The sequence below is a fragment of the Pseudoalteromonas sp. G4 genome, from assembly GCF_028875915.1.
In the GTDB taxonomy this organism is placed as follows: domain Bacteria; phylum Pseudomonadota; class Gammaproteobacteria; order Enterobacterales; family Alteromonadaceae; genus Pseudoalteromonas.
On the sequence record NZ_JAPEHW010000002.1, the window covers coordinates 94291 to 119716 of the forward strand.

The 25426-nt window shown below is 38.9% G+C and carries 22 protein-coding genes; 10 read left to right on the forward strand and 12 right to left on the reverse strand.

The annotated features are described in order from the left end of the window. Window positions 1–128 precede the first annotated feature (128 nt). The 4 genes from ON073_RS01570 to ON073_RS01585 all read left to right on the forward strand — a co-directional run bounded on the left by ON073_RS01570 (window position 129) and on the right by ON073_RS01585 (window position 6012). Window positions 129–521, forward strand: coding sequence for a hypothetical protein (locus tag ON073_RS01570; RefSeq protein ID WP_274760102.1), 393 nt, complete (start codon window positions 129–131; stop codon window positions 519–521). A 398-nt stretch (window positions 522–919) separates the two neighbouring features. Next, window positions 920–3508, forward strand: a complete 2589-nt coding sequence (locus tag ON073_RS01575) for a TonB-dependent receptor (RefSeq protein ID WP_274760103.1) — start codon at window positions 920–922, stop codon at window positions 3506–3508. A gap of 238 nt (window positions 3509–3746) precedes the next feature. Next, window positions 3747–4856 carry a DUF3083 family protein gene (locus ON073_RS01580; protein WP_274760104.1) on the forward strand — a complete coding sequence of 370 codons (1110 nt, stop codon included), beginning with the start codon at window positions 3747–3749 and terminating at the stop codon, window positions 4854–4856. A 55-nt stretch (window positions 4857–4911) separates the two neighbouring features. After that, window positions 4912–6012 carry an isocitrate/isopropylmalate family dehydrogenase gene (locus tag ON073_RS01585; RefSeq protein ID WP_274760105.1) on the forward strand — a complete coding sequence of 367 codons (1101 nt, stop codon included), beginning with the start codon at window positions 4912–4914 and terminating at the stop codon, window positions 6010–6012. On the opposite strand, the gene ON073_RS01590 is transcribed toward ON073_RS01585, so the two are convergent. The 9 genes from ON073_RS01590 to ON073_RS01630 all read right to left on the reverse strand — a co-directional run bounded on the left by ON073_RS01590 (window position 6013) and on the right by ON073_RS01630 (window position 16760). Further along, entirely contained in the window at window positions 6013–6465 is a 453-nt protein-coding gene (locus ON073_RS01590; RefSeq protein ID WP_274760106.1) for a hypothetical protein, read from the reverse strand. Between the two features lie 124 nt (window positions 6466–6589). Then, on the reverse strand, window positions 6590–7534 hold the full coding sequence (locus ON073_RS01595) for a LysR family transcriptional regulator (protein ID WP_274760107.1): 945 nt from the start codon (window positions 7532–7534) through the stop codon (window positions 6590–6592). A gap of 98 nt (window positions 7535–7632) precedes the next feature. Further along, window positions 7633–7881, reverse strand: coding sequence for a DUF3862 domain-containing protein (locus ON073_RS01600; RefSeq protein WP_274760108.1), 249 nt, complete (start codon window positions 7879–7881; stop codon window positions 7633–7635). 9 nt (window positions 7882–7890) lie between these two features. Next, window positions 7891–8964: a CsiV family protein gene (locus tag ON073_RS01605; protein WP_274760109.1), complete on the reverse strand. Its 1074-nt coding sequence runs from the start codon at window positions 8962–8964 to the stop codon at window positions 7891–7893. Next, window positions 8964–12431: a transcription-repair coupling factor gene (gene mfd / locus ON073_RS01610; protein ID WP_274760110.1), complete on the reverse strand. Its 3468-nt coding sequence runs from the start codon at window positions 12429–12431 to the stop codon at window positions 8964–8966. The genes ON073_RS01605 and mfd overlap by 1 nt, the downstream gene beginning before the upstream one ends. A gap of 18 nt (window positions 12432–12449) precedes the next feature. Next, entirely contained in the window at window positions 12450–13337 is an 888-nt protein-coding gene (locus ON073_RS01615) for a carbon-nitrogen hydrolase (RefSeq protein ID WP_274760111.1), read from the reverse strand. A 2-nt stretch (window positions 13338–13339) separates the two neighbouring features. Continuing rightward, the gene (locus ON073_RS01620) at window positions 13340–14377 is read right to left on the reverse strand and encodes an agmatine deiminase family protein (RefSeq protein WP_274760112.1); all 1038 of its coding nucleotides are present in this window, start codon (window positions 14375–14377) and stop codon (window positions 13340–13342) included. Window positions 14378–14437: 60 nt separating this feature from the next. Then, entirely contained in the window at window positions 14438–15019 is a 582-nt protein-coding gene (locus tag ON073_RS01625) for a PilZ domain-containing protein (protein WP_274760113.1), read from the reverse strand. A gap of 79 nt (window positions 15020–15098) precedes the next feature. Then, a complete protein-coding gene (locus ON073_RS01630; protein WP_274760114.1) occupies window positions 15099–16760 on the reverse strand; it encodes a SulP family inorganic anion transporter in 1662 nt (553 codons plus the stop codon). A 202-nt stretch (window positions 16761–16962) separates the two neighbouring features. Between ON073_RS01630 and ON073_RS01635 the strand changes: the two genes are divergently transcribed. The 6 genes from ON073_RS01635 to ON073_RS01660 all read left to right on the forward strand — a co-directional run bounded on the left by ON073_RS01635 (window position 16963) and on the right by ON073_RS01660 (window position 22318). Further along, window positions 16963–18159, forward strand: coding sequence for a lipoprotein-releasing ABC transporter permease subunit (locus tag ON073_RS01635; protein WP_274760115.1), 1197 nt, complete (start codon window positions 16963–16965; stop codon window positions 18157–18159). Next, window positions 18152–18835, forward strand: a complete 684-nt coding sequence (lolD, locus tag ON073_RS01640; RefSeq protein WP_274760116.1) for a lipoprotein-releasing ABC transporter ATP-binding protein LolD — start codon at window positions 18152–18154, stop codon at window positions 18833–18835. Before ON073_RS01635 ends, lolD begins: the two co-directional genes overlap by 8 nt. Beyond that, window positions 18832–20058, forward strand: coding sequence for an FtsX-like permease family protein (locus tag ON073_RS01645; RefSeq protein WP_274760117.1), 1227 nt, complete (start codon window positions 18832–18834; stop codon window positions 20056–20058). The genes lolD and ON073_RS01645 overlap by 4 nt, the downstream gene beginning before the upstream one ends. 3 nt (window positions 20059–20061) lie before the next feature. Then, a complete protein-coding gene (gene gltS, locus ON073_RS01650) occupies window positions 20062–21267 on the forward strand; it encodes a sodium/glutamate symporter (RefSeq protein ID WP_274760118.1) in 1206 nt (401 codons plus the stop codon). Between the two features lie 11 nt (window positions 21268–21278). Beyond that, window positions 21279–21809, forward strand: coding sequence for a DUF924 family protein (locus ON073_RS01655; RefSeq protein WP_274760178.1), 531 nt, complete (start codon window positions 21279–21281; stop codon window positions 21807–21809). 68 nt (window positions 21810–21877) lie between these two features. Further along, window positions 21878–22318, forward strand: a complete 441-nt coding sequence (locus tag ON073_RS01660) for a DUF4826 family protein (RefSeq protein ID WP_274760119.1) — start codon at window positions 21878–21880, stop codon at window positions 22316–22318. Here the strand turns inward: ON073_RS01660 and ON073_RS01665 are convergent. From ON073_RS01665 to purB, 3 genes are all read right to left on the reverse strand, one after another. After that, window positions 22302–22760 carry a GNAT family N-acetyltransferase gene (locus ON073_RS01665; RefSeq protein WP_274760120.1) on the reverse strand — a complete coding sequence of 153 codons (459 nt, stop codon included), beginning with the start codon at window positions 22758–22760 and terminating at the stop codon, window positions 22302–22304. The two genes, ON073_RS01660 and ON073_RS01665, sit on opposite strands and share 17 nt — an antisense overlap. 11 nt (window positions 22761–22771) lie before the next feature. Further along, window positions 22772–23941, reverse strand: coding sequence for a cupin domain-containing protein (locus tag ON073_RS01670; RefSeq protein ID WP_274760121.1), 1170 nt, complete (start codon window positions 23939–23941; stop codon window positions 22772–22774). Between the two features lie 91 nt (window positions 23942–24032). Further along, window positions 24033–25403 carry an adenylosuccinate lyase gene (gene purB / locus ON073_RS01675; RefSeq protein ID WP_274760122.1) on the reverse strand — a complete coding sequence of 457 codons (1371 nt, stop codon included), beginning with the start codon at window positions 25401–25403 and terminating at the stop codon, window positions 24033–24035. Window positions 25404–25426: the final 23 nt, after the last annotated feature.

The window sequence follows — 25426 nt, forward strand, 5'->3', positions numbered from 1 at the left end:
AAAAGATAGCGCATTTGCCCAAAATTATGACCTCAATCAAATATTCTCAGTGAGTGTGATTTATTTTTGTGCAAATTTAGTCTAAATTCGCGACCAATGTTTAAACACGCCTAATAAAAGAGTAATAGATGCGGTTTTTCCTAGTTATTTTTTCAGTACTAATTATTTGTGGTTGCGATGATTTAAATAGCAGACCATCAGCCAAGTTATCAGGGTTGCAGTCTTCTTCATTGTTAAAAATCATAGATGAATCAGTAATACCAGAAACTGAGTTTAGTATCGTTTTTACCCCTGACAGTGAAGTTGAAATAATTGATGCACATATTGAGGGAGTGGACATGTATATGGGGAAAATCCCTTTGTTTTTTTCTCGTAATAAGCAAATGCAATATACTGCAAGCGGCATGGTTGGCGTGTGCAGTAAAAAAGAAATGGTATGGCGTATTTATTTACATTACCGCAAAAATGGCTCTCAAGAGGGTAAAATTGCCACACTCAACTTTGTAGTAACAAATACTTAACCGAGCATCTACAGTTGTAGCGTGATTACAATTGATTACATCTAGTAACGCACGAAAACGAGTATCAATAAAAAACATATGTAGAACCTTAAGTATCTGATTTTAATGAATTAGTTATGTTATTACTGTTAATAATTAAATAACAAATGGCGCAATCTAAGCGCCATTTTTTGTGCCTGAATAAAAGCTGAACACTCATTCAGTTTTCGTTCATTTTCAGAAGCCTAGTTTGCAGCGTCCGTTGTAAGATTTCTCCTTGGTTTTTTATCCGAAGCCACGTTTCTCATGTGATACAAGAAACACAAAGTCACTTTCTTAGAACGGGTAATGCAACAAGTTATTCGCTTTAGTTGATGTGGATTCAACTAATCGGGTTATACAACTAATAAAGGTTTATTATGAATAAAACTAAATTGGGTTTAGCTATTGCTACCGCGTTACCGTTGTTTTCAGCAACAAATGCAATCGCAGCAGAAACCTCAGCAGACGCCGTAGAGCGAATCGAAGTAACAGGTTCTCGTATTAAGCGTGCCGATATGGAGACGGCAAGCCCAGTAACAGTAATTGGTGCAGAGGAAATTCGTGCTTCAGGTGCGACATCAATTGATTCAATTTTACAAGATATGACAGCTGCTGGCGGTGCGATGGTAAACCCAGGCATTAATAATGGCTCTGGTGGTAATGCAAGCATGAACCTACGTGGTTTAGGTTCACAGCGTACTCTAGTACTAGTAAACGGTCGTCGTATGATCAACTCAGGTACAGGTGCTGCGTCAACTGTAGACTTAAATACCATTCCTGTATCGATGATCCAACGTGTTGAAGTGCTTAAAGATGGTGCATCAGCAGTATACGGTACTGATGCAGTTGCAGGTGTTGTAAACATTATTCTTAGAAAGGATTTTGAAGGCCTAGACATGAATGCTCAAACGGGTATTTCAGGTGAAGGCGATGCGGAAGAAAGCTCTGTAGATTTCACTGTTGGTACTTCATTCGATAAAGGTAACATTGTACTTGGCGTACAATACATGGATCGTGGTGAAGCGTCTCAAGCAGACCGTGATTTCTCTTCATGTCCTGTATCAGAACGCACAAATGATTCGGGTGCGATAGAGTTATATTGTGGTGGTTCTAGCTACACACCTTACGGCCACATTTGGTCAGGCGATGAGTCACTGCAAGGTAACCCAGACAACTCATGGCATGACTTTGGTGATGATGATAAATTCAACTATTCAGAAGATAGTTACTTATTCACACCAATGAAGCGCTTAAACCTTACCGGTCTTGCGACTTACGAACTATCTGACGATACCATGCTATTCGCTGAAAGCATGTACTCAAAGCGTTGGTCTGAGCAACAAATGGCACCACAGCCAGTGTGGTTCGATTTCACTTACCAAGATTGGATGGGTGATTCACTAGTTGAACACGGTGTTAACTACGGTGACGAGATTTCTTACGGTCGTCGTATGAGCGATACAGGTACACGTGACTTCTCTCAAGTTGTTGATACAGTACGTGTTGTGATCGGTGCCGAAGGTGTTTTATCAAATGATTGGTCATGGGATGCGGCATTAAACTTTGGTCGTAATGACTCTGTTGACCGTTTATCAAACCTTCATAACATGGGGTCAATCCAAGAAGATATCGAGTTAGGTGAATTTAACCCGCTTGATCAAACTTCATGGCAATACGATAACATGCAAGGTTACCTATACACTGAGCAAAACACTGGCGGCAGCCAAATGTTAATGTTTAGTGGTTCACTTGCAGGAGAATTATTTGAATTACCAGCAGGTTACTTAGGCTTTGCAGCTGGTGTTGAACACCGTTCTGAAAAAGCATGGTACATTCCTGATTCACTAACTGCACAAGGTCTTGCTAACGACCCTAAAGTTGAACCAACTGAAGGCCGTTACGATGTAAACGAAGCGTTCGTTGAACTAGCTATCCCAGTACTTGCAGACAAAGCATTTGCAGAAAACCTAGAGCTAAGCGCTGCTATCCGTGCATTTGACTACTCAACATTCGGTAGCGATGCAACATGGAAGTTAGGTTTTACTTGGAAAGTGAACAGCGACATCATGTTCCGTGGTGTAGCGTCTACTGCATTCCGTGCACCAACAGTTGATGAGCTATACGGTGGTAAATCACCTTCGTTTAACCAAGTATCTCACCCAGTAGGTCAAGATCAAGCAGAAGTAACTGTTGGCGGTAACGCAGCATTAACACCTGAAGAAGCTGAAACACTAACGGTTGGTTTCGTTTATGAGCCAAGCTGGTTAGATGGCGCTTCAATGACGGTTGACTACTACGATATTTCAATTGAAAACTCAATTGCAACTGTAGATAACCAGTACATTGTTGACAACTGTTTAGATGCTGCAGGTACACCAATCAATACAGATTCTGCGCTTTGTAAATCTGCTGATATCTCAATGGATAACTCTCGTCGTATTTCATTCAACAACCAATTACAAAACATTGGTGCTGAAACTGCGAAAGGTATTGACTTAAACTTAGCATACTCATTTGAAGCACTTGGTTTAGATTGGCGCACTGCACTAGACACAACTTACCTAATGGAAACAACAGTTACATTAACTGATGAAACAGTAGATTATGTTGGCTTAATCACATCTGGTTCAGGTGGTTATGCTGATATCAAATCAAACCTATCTGTTTCTGTTAAAGGAGATGCGTGGGATGCTAACTATAAAGCACGCTACATCTCAGGTATGGACAGCTATTCATGTCTAGATAACCCAGCTAAATGTTACGCACCAAGCACAGGCTCTGTTGTGTATCATGATATCGGTGGTGCATACCACGTATCAGAAACTGTAAAAGTATCTGCGGGCATCAATAACTTATTTGATAAGCAACCGCCATACTATTCAGGTAACAACGATTCAAATACTGACCCATATACATACGATGTATTAGGTCGTTATTTCTACGCTGGTGTTAATGTTAAATTCTAATAACATTTAACCAGTATAAAACCGCACCTTTTGGTGCGGTTTTTTTTTGCATTAAATAAATTGACACTTAAATGTCATATTAATGTCAATTCAGTCGATTAAAAAAAGATAAAAAGGAGTGTTTAAGGCTTTTAATTTAAGTAATTAAGTTGTTTCATTAAAGCGTCATAGTTCTGAAAAGTAATTGTCACCCATTCATTCTATTCTCTCGGCAAATTGTTAACTGAGTTGAAAGTAAATGGGTATCATCAGGAATAGAAATTTAATCAGTCGTATTAAACAGCAAGATAACCGCGTATATGTACCGGCTGATGCAAGGGACAACCAATACATTATCGCTGAACTTGTAATAAACGATAATTTAATCGCACAACTTTCTGACAAAACACTTAATCCAACGCCAAAAGAACTACTAAGTTTACTATTAAACAAAGTACGTCGTGTGATTGCTCAGCATGATATCGACTTTGTCGCGTTATTTGCTTCGAATAAATTTATACGAGTGCGCTATGGTGTGGATAATGAGATTAACACCACCCAAGAGCAGCACATTGTTTATTTCAACCCTGAAAAGAGCAAAGGGGTCATTGGTATTTGCCCAGAAGGCACCGAATCACTTAAATCAATTCGTTTAGTGTGCTTTGCAACAGGCAATAACCTGCGTGAAAATGCGGCATTATTTCATCAAAAAGTAGTTAACTTAGTATCTGAAATTAAACAGTCATTTAATTATATTGATGGAATAAAACTACAAGATCATCAACATATTAGCTTTAGCTTAGAAAAGCATTCATCAGCGACACAATCAAAAGCCCATGGTTTTAGAGTGATTGAAAAGCGCTATGAAAGTTCAGGTTTAATGCTGCCAGAAGAGCGAAATAGCAAAGCGTTTATTGTTGTAAAAGCTAATTTTAGCGACCTTTTAAATGAAAAGGTCCTAAGCCAAAACTATGAAGTGAGTCAAATGCATGCAGAGATCTCACATCTGCTTATTCAGCTTGCACAAGAAGTGGGAATTAATCATTTAGCTTACGTTGCATCAAATCGTTATCCAGTCGTTAAATCGAATTTCGTCACTGGCAGTGGGAATCAAAAAGGTGAATTGGTGAGTTTAAATTTTGGCAACACTGAGCATGAAGTGATTCAAATTATTGAAGATGAATATACCAATAGTGCAGCTCATATTGTATTTTATATGTCTGAATCGACGTCGGTTAAATTTGGCTATGCGGTTTACATCAATAAAGTAATCAAATTACTCGATAAGTTAGGTCAAAAATTACAACTTACAGAGTATGATCAAGCTATGCTACTAAGGTTTTATCAACACTTTAGCTATAAAGCTTGAATCTCAGGCTGTTAATTTGTCATAGTGTAAATCAAAAAGAGCAATAAATTACACTATGACAAACAGCAACACATTAAACTACACAGTACCCTATGTTGAAGGTGACGGTGTAGGTCCAGAGCTTATCAACTATGCCCGTAAAATTGCCGACAAGGTGATGCTTAATTGTTATCACGGCAACAGGAAAATTGAATGGTTAGCTGTGTTGTGTGGTGAAAAAGCGGCTTTTGAATATCAAGGGGATTGGTTTCCAGAACACACCCTCAATACTATTGAGCAACAAAAATGTGCGCTGATTGGGCCTATTACCGCACCCATTGGCTATGGCTTTAAATCTCTAAACGTTGCGTTACGCCATGAACTTGGTCTTAAAACATCTTACACCCGTTATCAAACCAATAATCAAAATGATATTTATGTGCTGCGAGATAATAGCGAAGATTTACCTGTAAAACTTGAATGGCAAACAGCATCGTTCGACGGCAAGCTACTTGCTAATTTCTTAAAAGATGAACTTGGTGTAAATAAAGTAGCGCTAGCCGAGCAAAGTGTTATGGCACTTAAATATTTGTCACAAAATAGTATAGAACAGCTTCTAACATCTGCGATTGCGCTTGCAAAATCAAGAAACGTTAAAAAAATAATTATAGTCCATCATGCCAATAGTTTACCGATTTCAGAGGGAAGTGTGGTGCGCTGGGCGTTGGCATCACTCAATAGCCAAGGTACAAATGATGACAGTGAAACATTGCCAAAATACGTAGATGATATTGCAGTTGATGTGTGTTCACTGCTTCAATTTTTTAGCCATCAAAACACAGCATCAGAAGACACCATTTTTGTGTGTGCAAATTATCTAGCAACCATTTTAAATGAGTATTTTACGGGAAGTTTAGGCTTGATTAACAAGGTGAGCCAAACTAACTATGGCAATAATATTTGTATTGTTGAGCCAAAACATGGCCCGCTTCACGCGCTTGTGGGGCAAGATGAAATAACACCCGTCGCTTTACTCAATGCGGTTGTTTCGCTGTTTTATCATTTAAAGTGTGACGAGGCTGCAAGGTGCCTTTCTAAGGCTTTGTTTGAGGTAGAAAAAAGCTTAAAGGATAAACCGATATCCTTTAAGCAGTTTCAAGAAACATTGGTGCTGTAATTAAGCCGATAACTTAAGTTGTGCTTGATAAAATGGGCGTAAGTAATTGACACATTGCTGAAAAATAGTGGCAAGCTTGGTTGGTACTTGCGATGTATCTACCACTTGTGCGGAGCCAGAAGCAGCGATAAATGCAGCAAAAACAAGTGTTGGTGTAGGGCAGCTGTATTTATCTTTAATTTCAAGTGTTTCACCTGTTAATAAACGCTCAGTAATTAATGGTGTTGAAATACTGGCAAGTTCACATAAGCTTTCGTTACCAATTGTTTGAGTATTTGTTTCATTGATTGTTTTTCTAATTTGACCACCAAACTCTTTTAATAATTTAATATAATTTTCAATAAATTGTGCCTGGCATTCTGGGTTTTCTAAATGATATGTTTTAGTTAATTGATTGAATAAGTTTTCTTCAATGTATAAAAATTGATGCTTATGAAATTGACCTGTACTCATTGTAATGTTCCTCGTTCTTTTTGATAAAAGGCATTTGCCTTAACAAAAAGAGTATCGAACAACATCACAATTTAAAAATTGAATAATTCAATTGTAGTTATAGATACTATCTATAATGTGTTATTTAACTCGCTAACGTGGTTGCGAACTCACTAAGTTGTTGCCGTAACCATGTATGGGCAGGGTCGTAGTGTTTTATTGGGCTCCACACCATAGATATTTCTTGCGGTACCATTTGAAATGGCAACGGCAATGTGACTAAGTTATCTGTCTGAAAGCTAGAAATTGCCAATCTATTTGGAATACTGAGTAGTAAACTAGGCGATTGTTCAATTAACTTTTGCGCTTGAAAATGGCGCGTAAAAACTTGAATATTGCGGCGTTTCTCTAATTGCCATAGCGCTTCATCGAGTTCTCCTAGTTTATTTGGATGGCTATCTTTTGAGATACGGTTTTCACTCGTGATACCACTTCTACTTACCCAAATGTGAGGCTGTGATAAATAGCTCTCGAGTGTTGGTGATGTTGCAAACGGGTTGTCTTGATGGCAAATAACACGAAAATTATCTCGCCATAAACGTTTTTGATGAAAAGAGGTGGGGGCTTGTTTAAAGCGATTAATTGCGAGATCAACACTGCCTTCTTGTAGTTCAGTTAGCTGGGTATCGCCTGGCGAAGTGATATTGTAGCTAAGATTTGGGTAATTACTTGCAGTACTTGCAATAAAAGGAAAAAGCAAGCAACTTTCAATGTAATCATTTGTAAGAATTTTAAAAGTATAAGTTGCTGATGTTGGATCAAAATGGCTGTCAGATTGAGTAATTGATTCACTTAAACGAATAAATTCGCTGATCTGAGGTTTTAATGCTAACGCCTTTTCCGTTGGCTGCATACCACCAGATGTTCTAACCAATAGCGGGTCTGAAAAATACTCTCTTAATCTTTTTAATGCTGCACTTACGGTAGGCTGTGTTAATGCTAGTTTATTAGCTGCACGAGATACACTTTTTTCTTCAAGTAAAACGTTAAGGTATACCAGTAAATTGAGATCAATATTGCGAATATTCATAAGTGATTGTACAAACTAAAATTTGATTTAGAGTACAACGTATTGAAAAATAAAAAAAGCCGATAGATTCGGCTTTTTTATTGTGTAAAAAAGTCTGATTACAGGCCTTTTTCTGAATACAAAGTAACTTTGCCGCCAACAAATGTAACTTTAATGTTGGTGCTATCATTTCCCCAAGTACAATCAGTGTGCATGGTTTTCTCTTCACATTTTGATGCGCCACCTAAAATTGCTTCAATTTCTTCTTTGTTCTGACCTACTTTGATTTTTTCGTAGTTTTCTAAAGTCACTTTTGAACAAGCAGTAAGTGTAAGCAGTGCCGCAGCAGTGATTAGTAGTTTTTTCATGGCTATTCCTTAATGGTTATAACGTCGAATTTGCATAATCACACCGAGCCTTGGATGGTCGAAATAATGAATTTCTGAACTTATCACACGGCGAAATTGTGAAAAACGATCTGTTTTTAATACGGTTTCAGTAAGCTGCTCTGCAGAAAATGCATTTTGATTTTGCTCAAAATTTATTTGTTCTACAGTTTGCTCAGTTAAATCATTTAAGTCAAAATCAGCTTCGATATTTAGGTAGTTGTGGCGAATAAACACTTTGAACTTACCTTCTAACTGCCAAGTTTGCTTAGCTAAAATGGATTTTTTAGGGGCGTTATCAATTGCAGGTATTGCTTGATGAAGCGTTTCAGTAGAAGACTCATCAATTCCATAATCCATTTCATATGAAGTATCGAATTGCGTGTATTCTTCTAACATTTGCTCTAATGACTGTGCTTTTTCTGTTTTATTAACAACAGCAGATAAATTTTTACCACCGTAAAGGTACATTGGAGTTGCATTACGGACATTGCTTTCAGGCTGACGCCAACCTGTGTGTAATAACGGTTTTAAACCACGCTGTTTTAATCGTGCTACTGTTGCTTTCAGTTCGAGTTGTTCTTCTGAAAGCAAGTAAATATAATCTGTATGCTCATGAGTAATGGCTTCAGGTGTTAACGGGAGTGCTTCGAGTGCAGTAATGTCGATGTCTTTTTGACACGCTAGTTGCTCGTCGTCGAATTCAGTCGGGGCATCTTGCTTTGGTATCACTTCAGCAGTAGTTTGCATTTCAGGCTCTGTTACAGTGCGTTCGAAACGCTGCTCACCGGTCAAAGAGGCTTCTTCCTGATTAACCGTAATGTCTAATTCACCAGTGCATTCTTTATATTTAATTTTTTGAATTTCTTGGTATGCATCTGCGATGATATCTTTGGTTTTGCTGTAGTCTATTGCAGCAAGATCATCAGCGGATAAGTCTTCTTTTAATTCACTATCAAGTTGTCTTTCAAAAAAGATCAATTCAATATCAAACCAACGTAAATTGGCATTTGCCATAAAACTTGCGCTTAGCAGCGTAAATAGCAAAACGTATTTTATTATCATTATTTCAAAACCTTTTGTGCAAAGTCTTTCAGCATTGCCGTTACAAGTTTTAAGCGTTCTTGATTATTCTTTTCTTCAATCATAAAACGCAACTTACTTGCACCTTCCATTTTATAAAACTGTGGGCTCGATTGTAGTAACCCGATAATGAAACTCGGATCAACCTTGGTATCTTGGCTAAATTCAAAATAGCCGCCTTTAATATTGGCATCAATTTTTGTAATGCCTATTTCACCTGCCGTAATTTTGAGTTGCTGAATTGCAAACAAATTTTGTAATGCTTCAGGTAGTAAACCAAATCGGTCAATTAATTCAACTGTTAACTCGTCCATTGTATCTTTATCGGTACAGCTTGCAATACGCTTATACATGCTTAAACGTGTGTTTACATCATGAATGTAGTCATTTGGAATAAGCGCTGGGATTTTTAAATCGATATCACTTTGTTTACGCAATAAATTGTCAAGGCTTGGCTCTTTACCTTGTTTTAATGCTTCAACTGCTTGGTCGAGCATTTCCATATAGAGGCTAAAGCCAATGCTTTCAATTTGACCACTCTGTTCATCCCCAAGTAGTTCACCTGCACCGCGGATCTCTAAATCATGAGTTGCTAGGGTAAAACCAGCACCTAAATCTTCTAAAGACGAGATAGCTTCAAGGCGTTTTTTGGCATCTTTACTTAATAGCTTTTCGTGTGGCGTTAATAAATATGCGTAAGCCTGATGGTGGCTTCGTCCAACACGACCACGCAACTGGTGTAATTGCGCTAAACCAAAACGATCAGCTCTATCGATAAGAATGGTATTTGCAGTTGGAATATCAATACCAGTTTCAATAATTGTGGTACACACAAGTACATTGAATTTTTGATGATAAAAATCTGACATTAAAGATTCGAGCTCTTTTTCACGCATTTGTCCGTGAGCGAATTGCACATTTGCTTCAGGTACTAACGCGGCGATATCGTTTGCGAAGCTTTCAATAGTTTCAACATTATTATGTAAGAAATAAACTTGACCACCGCGTTTAATTTCACGAATGATGGCTTCTTTTGTCAGTTCATCATCATTTTGGCGAACAAAGGTTTTAACTGCCAAACGTTTAGCAGGTGGCGTTGCAATAATAGATAGATCACGCATGCCACTCATCGCCATATTAAGCGTTCGAGGAATTGGCGTTGCAGTAAGCGTTAAAATATCTACATCAGCTCTTAACGACTTTATTTTTTCTTTTTGGCGTACACCAAAGCGGTGCTCTTCATCAACAATAAGAAGCCCTAAATCGTCAAACTTAATGTCTTGCTGAAGTAACTTATGAGTACCAACAACAATATCAATTTTGCCTTCAGCTAAGCCTTCAAGGGTTTGTTTTTGTTCTTTTGCTGTTTTAAAGCGAGAGAGCAAAGCAACTTCAACCGCCGAATTGGCAAATCGGTCTTTAAAATTTTCAAAATGTTGTTGAGCAAGTAGGGTGGTTGGTACCAATACAGCAACTTGCTTTGAGTCATTTACCGCAACAAAAGCGGCGCGCATGGCAACTTCTGTTTTACCAAAACCAACATCACCACACACAAGTCTGTCCATCGCTTGCGGTTTTTGCATGTCATTAAGCACGGCACCAATGGCATTTTGTTGGTCATCAGTTTCTTCAAACGGAAAGCTATCGGCGAATTGACGGTATGCTTTGCTATCGTGATTAAAAGCATAACCCGGTTTTACTTCACGCTGAGCGTAAATATCTAATAATTCAGCGGCGACATCGCGGACTTTTTCAGCAGCTCGACGCTTGGCTTTTTCCCATGCTTCAGAGCCGAGCTTATTGAGCGGTGCTGTTTCTAAATCACCGCCTGAATAACGCGACAGTAAATGCAAAGAGGCAACTGGAACATAAAGCTTAGCTTCATTAAGGTAGTGAATTGTCACAAATTCAGTTGTAACACCACCGGCATCAATGGTTTCTAAGCCTTGATAGCGACCAACACCATGATCTAAGTGAACAATAGGTTGACCAATTTGTAACTCAGCAAGATTTCGGATAATAGCGTCTTGGCTCACTTCGTATTTGTGTTTACGGCGACGACGCTGAGAAATCTTTACACCCAGTAACTCTTGCTCAGTAATAATTGTGAGCTTTTCAGTGTGTAATGAAATGCTTTGCTCAAGTGGCGATACAATCAGACCAACGTCACTGTTACTGTTCAAAAAGTGCGATAGATTATTAAATTCCGCTAGTTTAAGACCGGTTGGCTTTAGTAATGTTAATAATGATTCACGACGGCCATCACTTTCGACACTAAATAAGATGCGGTGATTATCCGATTTAAGCGCTGAAATATAATTTAACACCAACTCAAACGGTTGTTTCAGTTGATGATTTACACGAATATCAGGAAGCTCGAGGAGTGCAATGTTGTGATTAGCTGCCTTGGTACCTAACTTGCCTTGTGATAACGCAATGCGAGGCGACTCATTGAGTTTAGAAAATATATTCTCAACATTTAGATAAAGTTTGTTGGGTTCTAAAAGCGGGCGTAATGGGTCGACTTTACGATTTTCAAAACGTTTTTCTATATCAAGCCAGGTTTCGCGGCAACTGTGTTCAATATCGCCTAATGTGAAAATTACATTATCTGAGGGTAAGTAATCAAACAGAGTCGCTGTATTATCAAAAAAGAGCGGCAAGTAGTATTCAATACCCGCTGGTAAACTACCTTGACTCACTTGAGAATAAATCGAACCTTTTTCGTGTGCTAAACCAAATGCTTCGCGGTAATTAATACGGAATCGCTCAATATCATCTTCGTCTGTGCCAAACTCATGGGCAGGCAATAAGTCGATTTCTTGAATGTTGTCGCGCGAGCGTTGTGTTTCAGGGTCGAATTGACGAATTGAATCAATTTCATCGTCGAATAAGTCAATGCGTAGTGGCGTATCACTGCCCATTGGGAATAAATCAATAATCGACCCACGTATCGCAAATTCACCATGCGCCATTACCTGTTGCACATTAATGTAACCAACTGATTCGAGGGCACTGCGAAGCGTCATACTATCTAAGGTATCACCAACACTGTACTTAATTGCTTTGCCATAAATAAATTCACATGGCGCAGTACGTAACATCAAACCGGCAATTGGCACAATTAGCACGCCGTTATGCTGATTACGCAGTTGACTAAGCAGGCTTAAACGCTGCGAAATAATGTCTTGATGGGGTGAAAAATGGTCATAAGGCAGTGTTTCCCAGTCAGGAAATAAATTGACCGGGACATCTGGCACTAAATAAGAGAGCTCAGCCTCAAGTTTTAAAGCTTGTTGCGTACTTTGAGTGACAATTAATTTAAATCCAGTATGGCTTTGTACTGCATCTGAAATTGCTAAACTTAGGGCCGAACCAACTAAATTGCCCCAGGCAATTTTGTCATTACGTGTTTTAACCCAAGGTAAGTTAAGCCACTGACTTTGCATTAATGTCACTCCTTAGTATTAATCTCGGTATAATTTCGTTAGATCTTGGTAATGGTCGATACGACGGTCACGTAAATACGGCCAAATACGGCGAACAGATTCACTGCGAGCGCGATCGATTTCGGCATAAAGGATTTCGTCGTCATTATCGGTAGCATGAGCTAAAATTTCACCTTGTGGACCAGTGATAAAACTGTTACCCCAAAATTGAATTCCCTTAGATTGACCACTCGGGTCGGCTTCATGACCTTGACGGTTGCAAGCTATTACTGGCAAACCATTCGATACAGCGTGAGCGCGCTGTGCGATTACCCATGCATCAAGTTGGCGTTGTTGCTCAGCTTTTTCATCATCTAAATCCCAACCAATTGCTGTTGGGTATATTAAAAATTCAGCACCTGCCATTGCCATCAAGCGAGCAGCTTCTGGGAACCATTGATCCCAACATACTAATACGCCTAATTTACCTATAGATGTTTCAATTGGTTGAAAACCTAAATCACCTGGAGTGAAGTAAAACTTCTCATAAAAACCTGGGTCATCAGGAATATGCATTTTACGATAAGTACCTGCGATTTCGCCGTCAGTATCAAGCACTACAGCGGTGTTATGGTATAAACCGGTTGCACGTTTTTCAAAAAGCGACGTCACAATAATAACATTCAGCTCTTTTGCTAACTGGCCATAGAGTGCTGTGCTCGGGCCCGGAATAGGTTCAGCAAGATCAAAATTTTCAGTGCTTTCTACTTGGCAAAAATACAAACTACGGTGTAATTCTTGAAGTACAATTAGCTTTGCGCCATTTTTGGCCGCTTCTTTGATACCAAGAACCGTTTTATCTTGGTTATGTTGTAAATCACCGCTATTAGAATGCTGAATCGCAGCAACTTTAATTGTCTGAGACATGATTAGCTCCGTAAAAAACCGTTAGGTAATTGCATGGTAATACAATGTAAACTGCCAAATTGGTGAATTAATGGCAGACAGTCAATTCCCACAATTTGATGCTCTGGATATGCTTTAGCAATAACATCAAGTGCAGCTTGGTCGTTAGCATCTTGATATGTAGGAACTAACACTTTGTTATTGATAATAAGGTAATTGGCATAAGTTGCCGGCAAGCGATCACCTTCATCATTAAATTTTGCACTTGGCCAAGGTAGGGCATGTAAAGTGTATGCATCGCCGCTAGGAGTTTTAAGCGTTTGTAATTGCAAAGCCATGTTTTGTAATGCGTTAAAGTGTTCATCATCACTGTCATCACAGGCAACATAAACCAAAGTATCATTTGGCGCAAAACGCACTAATGTATCAATGTGACTATCTGTATCGTCACCAGCAAGATACCCATGATCAACCCAAAGGAAATGATCAACACCTAATACTTCACTGAGTTTGGCTTCAAGCGCTTCTTTAGAAAGATTGTTTTCACGGTTTTCGTTTAACAAACACTCACTGGTAGTAAGTAATGTTCCTTTACCATCAGTTTCAATGCCGCCACCTTCAAGTGCCAGTTCAACTTTGCTACTTGATGCATCCGCCGCAAGCACAGAGTTAAAAAGCTGCTGGTTTATCGCGTTATCAAGATCTGCTTGGTACTTATTACCCCAACCATTAAAGGTAAAATCAAGCGCATGCAAGCTATCACCTTTATATGTGCAAATAGGGCCATGATCACGTGCCCAAGTATCGTTAGTTGGGCAAACAACAAAATGAAGGTTATCTGTAGCTACTTTGTTATCAATAAATAACTGGCTAATATGTGCTTTAAGTGCGTCGTTATGCGCCACAATGATTAAGCTTTGTTCAGATAAAATTTCACGTGCAATAGCAACATAGGTTACTTCTACTGAATCTATTATATTTACCCAGTCAGTACCTTTATGCGGCCATGTTAAAAGAACGGCATCTTGTGGAGCCCATTCTGCAGGAAAAACTGTTTTCATAATGTTTTACAAAGGGAATTTTGGCCAATACTATCAAATGGGCGCGTTATTTATTAGTGTTTAATTGATGTTTTTCTTTGTTTGCTTCTTTTTTAACACTTTTGCTTGCGCATGTAGACTCGCCCTTACCATAAGCTCTTGATCTTGCTCTCGGATGTGACTAAAAATAAAGCGAGTTTTAAAATTTCCTTCACCAGATTGTGAATCAACCACTTGCGCAAAACAAAATACGGCTGCGGCTTCATCTGCTAAAAATAATTTACAACGATAAAACGCATTAGCTTGATATTGCTCAGTTGTTTTGAGTACAAAACCACTGCCACCAAAACTATGGGTTTCAAGTTGGTCTTCTTGCTGATTTTCACTAGCTAAAATATGCGACAGGATCAAATCAATTTTACGGGATTGTAGTTTAAGGTACTGGGCTAAATCTTCAGCCACATCACCTAGTTGACGAAGTGGTCTAAGGGCTGTTTGTTCAAGTATATTGACTTCATTGGCGAGTAAAAAAAGTGGGGGAATGATTTTATCTATGTCGCTATCGTCTTTTGGCAAGTTAGCTTCTTCGACTGGTTCTAAATTAACACTAATCGCGTGTTCAATTTGAAAGTATTGATTAAATTGCTCGAGCAGATAAGACATAACGTAAGCTGTTTGACTAAATAATTTAATATCTTAGCCTGAACATGTAAGTTCAGGCAAAGAATTTATTATTTTTCAGTTAGCTGCCTGTAAAAGGTACGTTTTCAACTACCTCTAATGATTGGTTGAGTGCATCTAATCGGGTATTTACAAAGCGTTCTTTTCCGATTAATTCATCAATGCCGAGACGCTCTAACTGATATTTTGCATCTTGATTTGGGCAGTATAAGAAAACTTCACAGTGCGCTTCAATGGCATCTTTTATTGCATTTTCAAGGGCGAGACCTACTGTCATATCAATCATTGGTACATCACTTAAATCGAGTATCATCGCTTTATATTTATGCACAGAGGTATGCTGCCTAGATATCGCTTTCGATACACTGAAAATCATTGGCCCTGATAAATAGAAAAATAGAATTTTACCTTTCGCTTTATCTAAAATCGCACGCTCATCATTATTAAGTGGCACATCGTCATCGTCGGCGTCACTAATTGCTTTTACCTGTTTTGCTTGTTCGCGGCTTAAGCGTTCAATCACAATAATATTCGAAATAAATACACCAAGGCCTACAGCAATTAATAAGTCTACAAAGACCGTCAATAACATAACGCCATACATAATCGCTGTTTGTTGCATACTTGCTTTGTGAGCACGTTGTAAAAAGCTCCAATCAAGAATAGAAATACCAACATAGAGTGCGATACCTGCAAGGACAGCCATTGGAATTGGTTCGATTAAGCTCCCGGCAACCAGAACGACAAGCATTAAAATAATTGCACGAATGATTGCAGCAGCAGGGGAGCGAGAGCCTACTTGAATACTCACAACCGTTCCCATTGTGGCACCTGCACCAGGTAATGCGCCAAACAAGCCTGAGATCATGTTCGCAATACCTTGGCCTTTTAATTCTTTATTTGAATCGTGTTCTTGGCGCGTAAGTGAATCAGAAATAACCGCAGTTAAAAGAGTGTCGATACAACCAAGCGTACCAAGTACCATGGCTTCAATAATCATGGTCACGAATTGATCAGAGGTAAACGTAGGGAATACCATATTCGGTAAACCTGTAGGGATTTCACCAATACGACGAATGCCCTCGTCAGTGAATAGAATCACAGAAACTAAGGTAATTGCGATTAATGCAACTAATTGCGCAGGAATATATTTTCGATACTTTTTAGGAAAGTAAAACAAAATAGCTAATGTAGCGAGACCTAAAAAGAGCTCTGAGAAATGAAGGTTGGCAATTAAACTTGGTAATTCAGATAACGTACCAACGACGCCGCCAGACGGAGGTTTATGGCCGAGTAGTGGGGCAAGTTGTAAAATAATTAAGATAACACCAATGCCAGACATAAAGCCTGAAATAACACTGTATGGCATTAAGGTGACATATTTCCCGAGTTTTAAAGACCCCAGTAAAAACTGAAAAGCACCTGCCATCATGACTACGGTAAACGCCATGGCCATTCCTTGCTCAGGGTGTTTAGCCATCATGGCAGTAAGCACAGCTGTCATAATAACGGTCATTGGACCGGTAGGTTCTGAAATAAGCGAGTTTGAACCACCAAAGAGGGCTGCAAATAAACCGACTAAAATAGCACCCCAAATACCTGCTTCAGCGCCGGCTCCAGAAGCAACACCAAATGCAAGGGCGAGTGGTAATGAAATGATTGCTGTAGTGACACCACCAAATAAGTCACCACGAAGTTGAAAATGCTTAAATCGCTCAATCAAAAGTTTTACCCCAATTTTTCAGACGCGGTATTCTAACCAGACTGTACAATAAGTTACAGTAGCATGACGTTATTTAAAGCATAAAACTGTACTGATCAGATCTGTTATGTAACAAAACAATTCGTGTACTAGAAAAAAATACAATTATCCTTAAGAAGTGTTAAACTTCCTGAAAATTACACTTATTAAACAATCATTAATCATGTTTCAGCCAGTTAGTTTGTTTATTGGCATGCGCTATGCGAAATTAGCCAAAGGCAATGGCTTTATCTCTTTTATTTCATTTTTCTCGATAGCCGGTATTATCCTAGGCATGATTGCGCTTATTTGTGTCACCAGTGTTATGAATGGCTTTGAAAACCGTTTAAAACAATCCATGCTTCAAATTGTTCCTCATTTAACCTTATCTCTGAATAGTGATAATCAACACACAGTAATTGAAGCTCTCAGTAGTAATGCGCACGTGAACGCGATTTCGAAATTCAAAAGCAGTGAAGGGCTTGTTGTTTCGAACAGTAAATTACTTGCAGCACAAATATATGGCGTGGAGAAAGAACAACAAAACCCACTCAAAAACATGTTAAATCCAAGCGTTGTTGAAGCACTCAGCAACACCAAATATGCCGTTGCGATTTCGCGCCGTTTAGCCACACAGTTAGATGTTGCTGTAGGTGATAAAGTGCGTTTGATGCTACCTAGTGTGACTACGTTTACACCCGTAGGTCGCATGCCATCGCAACGTCTCTTCACGGTTGCTGTATTGATTGATAATCCAGCTTTCCATTCCCAAGTTATTTTAACTAGCACTAATGATTTACTTCGCCTTAATAGAGTGAAACCGAAAGACTTTAATGAAGTCGCCGTTTATCTTAATGACCCATTTCAACTTGAAACCCTATTAACTGAGTTACCTCAATTACAGCCACTCAAAGTAGGCGATTGGAAAGACAGCCAAGGCTCGCTATTTTCAGCGGTTGCAATGGAAAAACGCATTATGAGCTTATTGCTTGGTTTAATTATTTTAGTAGCCGTTTTTAATATTCTTTCAGCACTTACAATGATGGTTTCTGAAAAACAATCAGAAATAGCGATATTGCAGACCTTAGGGTTAAGCCCAAGTGGTGTGTTACAAGTTTTTATGGTGCAAGGACTATATAACGGTTTAGTAGGAAGTGTATTAGGCGTTGTGCTTGGCTTGAGTGTGGCAATTAATATTAATGAAATACTGGCACAAATAGGCGTTCAAATTATCGCAGGCATGCAATTACCAGTAGATGTATCTTGGTTTCAAGTTACTGTAATTTTTTCTTTAAGTATTATTATGAGTTATTTAGCTACTTTTTACCCCGCAACCCGCGCAGCTAAATTAGCCCCAGCACAGGTATTACGCTATGAATAATCACGTTGTTGTTAAATGTGAGCATTTAACTAAATCATACCAAGATGGCGAAGTGCAACTCGACATCTTAAATGACCTTAATTTAGATCTTGAAGCGGGTACAACATTAGCGATTGTGGGCAGCTCTGGTTCTGGCAAAAGTACCTTACTGCATTTACTAGGAACACTTGATAAACCAAATCAAGGTACGATAAAAATCAAAGGGGTTGATACCACGGAGCTCAATCGCAAACAACAGGCTGAGTTTCGTAACAAACACATAGGCTTTATTTATCAATTTCATCACTTATTGATGGAGTTTAGTGCGCTAGAAAATGTGATGCTGCCATTGTTAATCGGCGGTGTTGCTAAAAGTGATGCAAAATTGCAAGCGACTGAGATGTTACATAACGTGGGTTTAAGTCATCGTGTGTCACATAAACCTGATCAACTCTCTGGTGGTGAGCGTCAACGTGTTGCAATTGCTCGTGCTCTCATAACAAAACCAGCATTAGTATTGGCTGATGAGCCAACAGGTAATTTAGACAAAGAAAACGGTGAGAAAATTTACGAACTCATTAACCAATTAAAAGTCTGTCATAACACGGCATTTATTGTTGTTACACATGATTTAGAGTTGGCGGCAAAACTTGATAAAACCATGTTTATTAAACAGGGGCAATTGGTAAGCCAATGAGTTTAAGTGTTTATTTGGTAAAAGGGTTTAGGCGAGGCAAGGGTGAAAAATCCGTTAGTGGGTTTTTTAGTAAATCGTCAACCATTGGTATTTCGTTAGGTGTTGCCGTACTTATTCTGGCACTGTCGGTGATTAATGGCTTTGAATTTGCTCTAAAAGACCGCTTACTCAGTGTAATACCGCATATTGAATATTATGCACCATCAAAACCGCTCAATAATTTTACTCACCATCAACAGCGTTTATTAACGCATCCCGAAGTAAAAGCAGTTGCACCTTATATCAAATTAAACGCAATGGTGTCGCACAAAGGCAAAATGCATGGGGTTGTACTTAAAGGCATCAATCCATCACTTGAGCAAACGGTGTCTAAAAGTGCTGATTACATTACACCAAAATCCAGTATTAATTTAGCCGATGGCGAAGTTGTTTTAGGCAAAGCATTGGCTGAAAAACTGGCACTATCTCTAGGTGACACGGTAACTGTACTATTACCCGAGCCAGGTACGCAATCACTCGCCAGTATTAATCGTATCAATTTAACTCTAGCAGGTACGATAAACTTAGGTGGTCAATTAGATATGAATTTTGGCCAAATTACCTTAGGAAAAGCGCAGCAACTAAAGCGTTTTTCAAATGCTGAATTCGATGGCTTACAAGTCAAAGTAGCTGATGTGTTTGCTGCAAGGCAAAGCGCTTTGTCTATTGGGCAATCACTCGATGAATTGGTTTACATTGAAACTTGGTACCGTTCGCAAGGTAACCTATATCAAGATATCCAAATGGTACGGCTTATTGTCTATATCACCGTATTTTTAATTGTGGCGGTGGCAAGTTTTAATATTGTTTCTACACTGGTGATGGAAGTTAAAGAGAAGCAGTCTAGCATCGCTATACTCAAGACCATGGGTGCCAATGATAACACCATTATTAAATGCTTTTTGTTACAAGGCATCTATCAAGCAGCGCAAGGGTTATTTTTTGGACTCTTGTTTGGCATCTTATTATCGCTAAGTATCAGTGACATCTATGAAATGATTTCAAGATTAAGTGGTAATAATGTGCTATCTGGTGTTTATTTTATCGACTATTTACCGAGCCAATTAAAATGGGTTGACCTACTGATCACATCAGCTATAACATTCCTAATGGCAATTATTGCATGTATTTTTCCCGCAATAAAAGCAAGCAAAACGGACCCTGCTAAAGTTTTAGGACACTAAACAATGGTTTTAGATGAACGGACCACATTAATGACAGCCATTGTCGTTTACTTTTTAGGTAAATGGCTAAATCGTCGTTTTAAGGTGCTACAACAGTTTAATATTCCTGAAGCGGTGACTGGGGGCATTTTAGCAGCCTCGATTAGCGCTTTTTTATACTATCTTTTTTCTTTAGAAATTACCTTTTCTTTGGCATCTCGTGACCTATTCCTGATTGTTTTTTTCACTACTATCGGCCTTAATGCGAAAATTTCGAGTCTAGTGAAAGGGGGCCAAAGCTTATTATTATTACTCATACTAGCAGTGATGTTCTTAGTGGTTCAGAATATTATTGGTGTGAGTGTGTTTAGCTTTTTTGGTATGCCTGCTATTAGTGGCTTGTTAGGTGGTTCGATTTCATTAAGCGGAGGTCATGGTACAGCGATCGCTTGGTCTTCAGAGTTTCATGAGCAGTACGCCATTTATGGCGCATTAGAATTGGCACTTGCCTGCGCCACATTTGGCTTAATTTTTGGTGGTATTCTCGGTGGTCCAATTGCTAAATACCTGGTCGAAAGACATAAACTTAAACCTACGGTACGAAGTGCAAAACCGCTCGCGGTTGGTGTGTCATATCGTAACGCCAAGTTTGCAAGTGTAAATATAGACCAATTTTTAATAAGTATTTTTATTATTTTAGCGGCGATTGGTTTGGGCCATCATTTAGCCGTTTTATTACAACATCTAAATTTTGAATTACCCTTATTTGTATGCTGCTTATTTGTGGGCATTATACTGAGCAATACAGTACCTTACTTATTCAAAATTCGTTCTTGGCCGAGTGATAGTGCATCGCTTTCGTTTATTTCTGACCTCTGTCTTGGTTTATTCTTGGCGATGTCTTTGATGAGTATTCAACTCTGGACATTAACAAGTTTGGCACTTCCTTTTGTTGTATTGCTTGTTTTTCAAGTGATAGCGACGATGTTGTATGCAACCTTGGTGGTGTTTCGCGTGTTAGGAAAAGATTATGACGCGGCGGTAATGGCATCCGGTTATGCAGGTTTAACTTTAGGCGCTACACCTACTGCAATTGCAAATATGACGGCAGTGACGCAACACTATGCACCTTCAACTAAAGCATTTATTGTAGTGCCACTAGTCGGTGCGTTTTTTATTGATATTTTAAATGCATTGGTTATAAGTCAATTTGTTAGTTGGTTAGGGTAGAGAGGGAAATGATGTCTTGGCAAACGGTTTATTCTTTTTGGTTCGAAACACTCACTGCTAAACAATGGTTTAGTGTGTCACAAGAGGTAGATGACGCTATAAAGCAGCAATTTGAAACTACCCTGCTTGCGGCGAAGCAAGGTGAGCTTCATCATTGGCGTGAAACAGCAAAAGGTGCACTTTGTGAGATTATTGTGCTGGACCAGTTTTCGCGTAATATTTACCGTGACTTACCTGATGCATTTTCGCAAGACCCACAAGCACTCGTTTTAGCCCAGTGGGCAATTGCACGTGGTTTTAATAAACAGCTATCAGAAGAAGAAGTCGGATTTATGTATTTGCCTTTTATGCACAGTGAAAGTAAACAAATTCATGAGGTAGCTGAACAACTTTACCGCGGTCACCCAAATTATGATTTTGAAGTCGCTCATAAAAACATTATTGATCGCTTTGGTCGCTATCCGCATCGCAATGAAATTCTTGGTCGAGTGTCGAGTGAACAAGAATTAACATTTTTGACACATCCCAATTCATCTTTTTAACGTTACCGCTTGCTTTGCCGTTGTTGAATCAGTAGAGTGAGGCAATTGAAATTTTCTAAAGATGTATTATGGAAAACCAAGAACAAAAACCACAACCAACTCAAGCTGAAATTGAAGCAGCGCATAATCAATGGACACGTGAAACACTTGATCGTGCAAATAAACACTTAGCAGAAAAGGGCATTTTACCAAAAACGATATTAGACAAAGAAAGTCGTTATCTCGTGCCTATGTGTGCTATTTGGAAAATTAAAAGTCAGCAGGGAAAAACATACTGGGTAGTTTCGGGTAATTTACCAACAGATCATGTTGAAGTAACTGCTGCATCTAATGCTCGAGATGCGTTACGCTATTTTTCATTTCAATGGCAAATGAAAGCAGAAGAAATTATGAGCACAGGCGCACGTGAAAAAGCCCAAGTGGACTTTGCTAATTTACTGGTAAATAGAGCTCAGGGATTATATGAGCTCTACAATAATGAAAAATTGTGGGCTAGTGAACCAGCGTAAAAGGTTTTGGGTCAAAACGCGACAAAGGGCATGCTAGTCTTTGTCGCGGTATACCCGCTTCCATAAACACATTACCTCTTGCAGCATAACCACACTGTGTAAACTTATCTTTTTCAATCAAATTACAATTGAAAGACAATTCATCTGCACCTAGTTGCTTTACACAAAGGGCTATTTGCTGAAATATCAAATTATAAAACTCATTGGTACGATACGCTTGAAGTACTGCTACTCGGCCAATTTCACCTTGGTTGTTTATCCGAGCGGTAGCAATACTATTACCTTGATGATCAATACCAAGCAAATGTTGGCAGTTTAAATCACAGTTATCAAATTCAATATCAATAGGTATATGGTATTCATAAACAAATACTTTTTCCCTAACTTGTTTTAATTCTTTGCGTTTTTCGCGCCACGTCACTTGCTTAAATGTAAAGCTCATCAATGCCTCAACTAATCAAAATACCAATAGCCCTCATTTAAAAGATTAGTAAAGTTTTGTATAAAGTGTGAACAACTTGTGGAACTTTTTATCTGATCGGATGTCATAGACACGTTCTCACAAAGTGTTTTCACCCACGCTAAGCAGTCATTTGGCAGGGTTAATACGTCACCGTTCACTGCAAATAACAACGTATCTTCTGTTGATAAATAAAAGCAACGAAGGCCACCTAAACGATGAATTTCAATATCTTGTTTTAGTAATTCATGCACGTAATCTTCATCAAATTGATCTTCAACTGGCGCTAAATCTAAGTCGTGTTTAGCTTCGCTGAGACTTTGTAAAAGCCACAAATTAAAGTCTTTAGCGTTATTAAGCGCATTTATCATTTGTGTTTTAATGTCGTTAACTTCATTTTGTAAAAATTTTCCAGGATTGTTTCGAAGTTGAATTGATGGATCGCTATAACGTTTATTACCCGAATCATTATCGATTAAATAGTCTGAAAATGACGACAATAATTCGCGCTGGTTTGGTGCTCTAAAGCCAACCGAATAGTTCATGGCGTTTTCGACTGCGTAACCTTCGTGCGGGCAGCCAGGTGGAATATATAAAATATCGCCAGGTTCAAGTACTTCATCAATACAGGCATCAAACCCGTCAATTTGCAGCAGATCTTTACACGGAATCACTTCATTGAAGGTTTGCTTAGATTCGCCAACGCGCCAATGTCGTTTACCTTGTCCTTGAATAATAAATACATCGTATTGGTCTAGGTGAGGCCCAACGCCACCATCGGGCGTTGAGAAGCTGATCATCAGATCATCAATACGCCAGTTTGGAATAAAGCGAAACGGTTCGATTAACTCGGCAGCCTCAGGATGCCAGTGGTCAACGGCTTGCACAAGAAGTGTGCTGTTTTTTGGTGTTAATAATTCGAAATCTTCAAACGGGCCATGGTGTGCTTGCCATTCATTGTTGTGATTAGAAATAAGACGCGACTCAATGCATTCCTCCATCGCAAGGCCGGCAAGTTCATCAGGACTTATTGGATCAGCAAAATCAGCAAAACCTGACTTAATTAATGCTGGTTTTTTTTGCCAATACTGATTGATAAACTCTTGCTGTGAGAGTGTAATTATTCCATCTGGCGTTTTGATATTAAAGCTGAGCTGATACATAACTGTCTCTGAAAATTAGTATTAAAAAAGCGAAAGATATTAAAAATACCTTCCGCTTTTTATTCAAGTAAAAACGTTTTTTAATTAACGTTTATTTGATGTCGTCGATAAATTCAACTGCACGGCCAATGTAATTAGCAGGTGTAAGTTGTTTTAATTCTTCTTTTACTGCTTCTGGTAATTCAAGATTATCGATGAAATCTGCCATAATTTCTTTATTAACGCGCTTACCACGTGTTAACTCTTTTAGTTTTTCATATGGCTTTTCGATACCGTATTTACGCATTACCGTTTGAATTGGCTCAGCTAAAAGTTCCCAGTTTTGATCAAGTTCAGCTAATAGCTTATCTTGGTTAACTTCTAATTTGCTAATACCTTTAAGAGTTGCTTGGTATGCGATTAACGCATAGCCCATGCCTACACCTAAGTTACGTAATACGGTTGAATCAGTTAGGTCACGCTGCCAGCGAGATACTGGTAGTTTTTGTGCAAGGTGTGCAAAAATAGCATTTGCAATACCTAAGTTACCTTCAGAGTTTTCAAAGTCAATTGGGTTAACTTTGTGTGGCATTGTTGATGAACCGATTTCACCTGCAATTGTTTTTTGCTTGAAGTGGTTAAGTGCAATATAGCCCCAAACGTCACGGTCAAAGTCGATTAAGATTGTGTTGAAACGTGCAATCGCATCGTAAAGCTCAGCGATGTAATCGTGTGGCTCGATTTGTGTTGTGAAAGCGTTCCACTCAAGACCAAGGCTAGTTACAAACTTTTCTGCGTGTGCATGCCAGTCGTAGTTTGGATAAGCGCTCAGGTGTGCATTGTAGTTACCAACAGCACCATTAATTTTGCCAAGTAGTTCTACATTTGCGATTTGGTCGCGCTGACGCTTAAGGCGCATGTACACGTTTGCCATTTCTTTACCCATAGTTGAAGGTGAAGCCGGCTGACCGTGTGTACGACACATCATCGGAATTGTTTGGTATTCTTTTGCAAGTGCGTGAACAGCATCAAGTAGTTTATCGCAGTATGGTAAAAGAACGTTTTCACGTGCTTCTTTTAACATTAAACCGTGTGATAGGTTGTTGATGTCTTCTGAAGTACATGCAAAGTGAATAAATTCGTTAATTGCATTAAGTTCGGCGTTGTCAGCTACTTTTTCTTTTAGTAGGTATTCAACTGCTTTCACGTCGTGGTTTGTGGTGCGCTCAATGTCTTTAACACGCATTGCATCTTCTTCATTAAAGTTTGCAACGATGTTATCTAAGATTTGATTTGCTTCAGCGCTTAGTGATGGTACTTCGTCGATACCCTCGGCAGCAGCAAGTGCTTGTAACCAGCGAACTTCTACAGTAACGCGGTATTTAATTAGGCCATACTCACTAAAGATTTCTCTAAGCTCAGTTGTTTTGCTGCCGTAACGACCATCAACAGGTGAAATAGCAGTTAACGCTGAAAGCTCCATAATCACTCCTAAATATTTGTACT

What these genes read in the sequence shown, in the direction of transcription:
- ON073_RS01620 (WP_274760112.1), bottom strand. Translation starts at nt 14,377, where the DNA reads ATGAAAACAGTTTTTCCTGCAGAATGGGCTCCACAAGATGCCGTTCTT.
- ON073_RS01670 (WP_274760121.1), bottom strand. Translation starts at nt 23,941, where the DNA reads ATGTATCAGCTCAGCTTTAATATCAAAACGCCAGATGGAATAATTACA.
- ON073_RS01665 (WP_274760120.1), bottom strand. Translation starts at nt 22,760, where the DNA reads ATGAGCTTTACATTTAAGCAAGTGACGTGGCGCGAAAAACGCAAAGAA.
- ON073_RS01625 (WP_274760113.1), bottom strand. Translation starts at nt 15,019, where the DNA reads ATGTCTTATCTGCTCGAGCAATTTAATCAATACTTTCAAATTGAACAC.
- ON073_RS01660 (WP_274760119.1), top strand. Translation starts at nt 21,878, where the DNA reads ATGGAAAACCAAGAACAAAAACCACAACCAACTCAAGCTGAAATTGAA.
- ON073_RS01595 (WP_274760107.1), bottom strand. Translation starts at nt 7,534, where the DNA reads ATGAATATTCGCAATATTGATCTCAATTTACTGGTATACCTTAACGTT.
- ON073_RS01600 (WP_274760108.1), bottom strand. Translation starts at nt 7,881, where the DNA reads ATGAAAAAACTACTAATCACTGCTGCGGCACTGCTTACACTTACTGCT.
- ON073_RS01635 (WP_274760115.1), top strand. Translation starts at nt 16,963, where the DNA reads ATGTTTCAGCCAGTTAGTTTGTTTATTGGCATGCGCTATGCGAAATTA.
- mfd (WP_274760110.1), bottom strand. Translation starts at nt 12,431, where the DNA reads ATGCAAAGTCAGTGGCTTAACTTACCTTGGGTTAAAACACGTAATGAC.
- ON073_RS01615 (WP_274760111.1), bottom strand. Translation starts at nt 13,337, where the DNA reads ATGTCTCAGACAATTAAAGTTGCTGCGATTCAGCATTCTAATAGCGGT.
- ON073_RS01580 (WP_274760104.1), top strand. Translation starts at nt 3,747, where the DNA reads ATGGGTATCATCAGGAATAGAAATTTAATCAGTCGTATTAAACAGCAA.
- ON073_RS01605 (WP_274760109.1), bottom strand. Translation starts at nt 8,964, where the DNA reads ATGATAATAAAATACGTTTTGCTATTTACGCTGCTAAGCGCAAGTTTT.
- ON073_RS01645 (WP_274760117.1), top strand. Translation starts at nt 18,832, where the DNA reads ATGAGTTTAAGTGTTTATTTGGTAAAAGGGTTTAGGCGAGGCAAGGGT.
- ON073_RS01585 (WP_274760105.1), top strand. Translation starts at nt 4,912, where the DNA reads ATGACAAACAGCAACACATTAAACTACACAGTACCCTATGTTGAAGGT.
- ON073_RS01655 (WP_274760178.1), top strand. Translation starts at nt 21,279, where the DNA reads ATGTCTTGGCAAACGGTTTATTCTTTTTGGTTCGAAACACTCACTGCT.
- lolD (WP_274760116.1), top strand. Translation starts at nt 18,152, where the DNA reads ATGAATAATCACGTTGTTGTTAAATGTGAGCATTTAACTAAATCATAC.
- ON073_RS01590 (WP_274760106.1), bottom strand. Translation starts at nt 6,465, where the DNA reads ATGAGTACAGGTCAATTTCATAAGCATCAATTTTTATACATTGAAGAA.
- purB (WP_274760122.1), bottom strand. Translation starts at nt 25,403, where the DNA reads ATGGAGCTTTCAGCGTTAACTGCTATTTCACCTGTTGATGGTCGTTAC.
- ON073_RS01575 (WP_274760103.1), top strand. Translation starts at nt 920, where the DNA reads ATGAATAAAACTAAATTGGGTTTAGCTATTGCTACCGCGTTACCGTTG.
- gltS (WP_274760118.1), top strand. Translation starts at nt 20,062, where the DNA reads ATGGTTTTAGATGAACGGACCACATTAATGACAGCCATTGTCGTTTAC.
- ON073_RS01570 (WP_274760102.1), top strand. Translation starts at nt 129, where the DNA reads ATGCGGTTTTTCCTAGTTATTTTTTCAGTACTAATTATTTGTGGTTGC.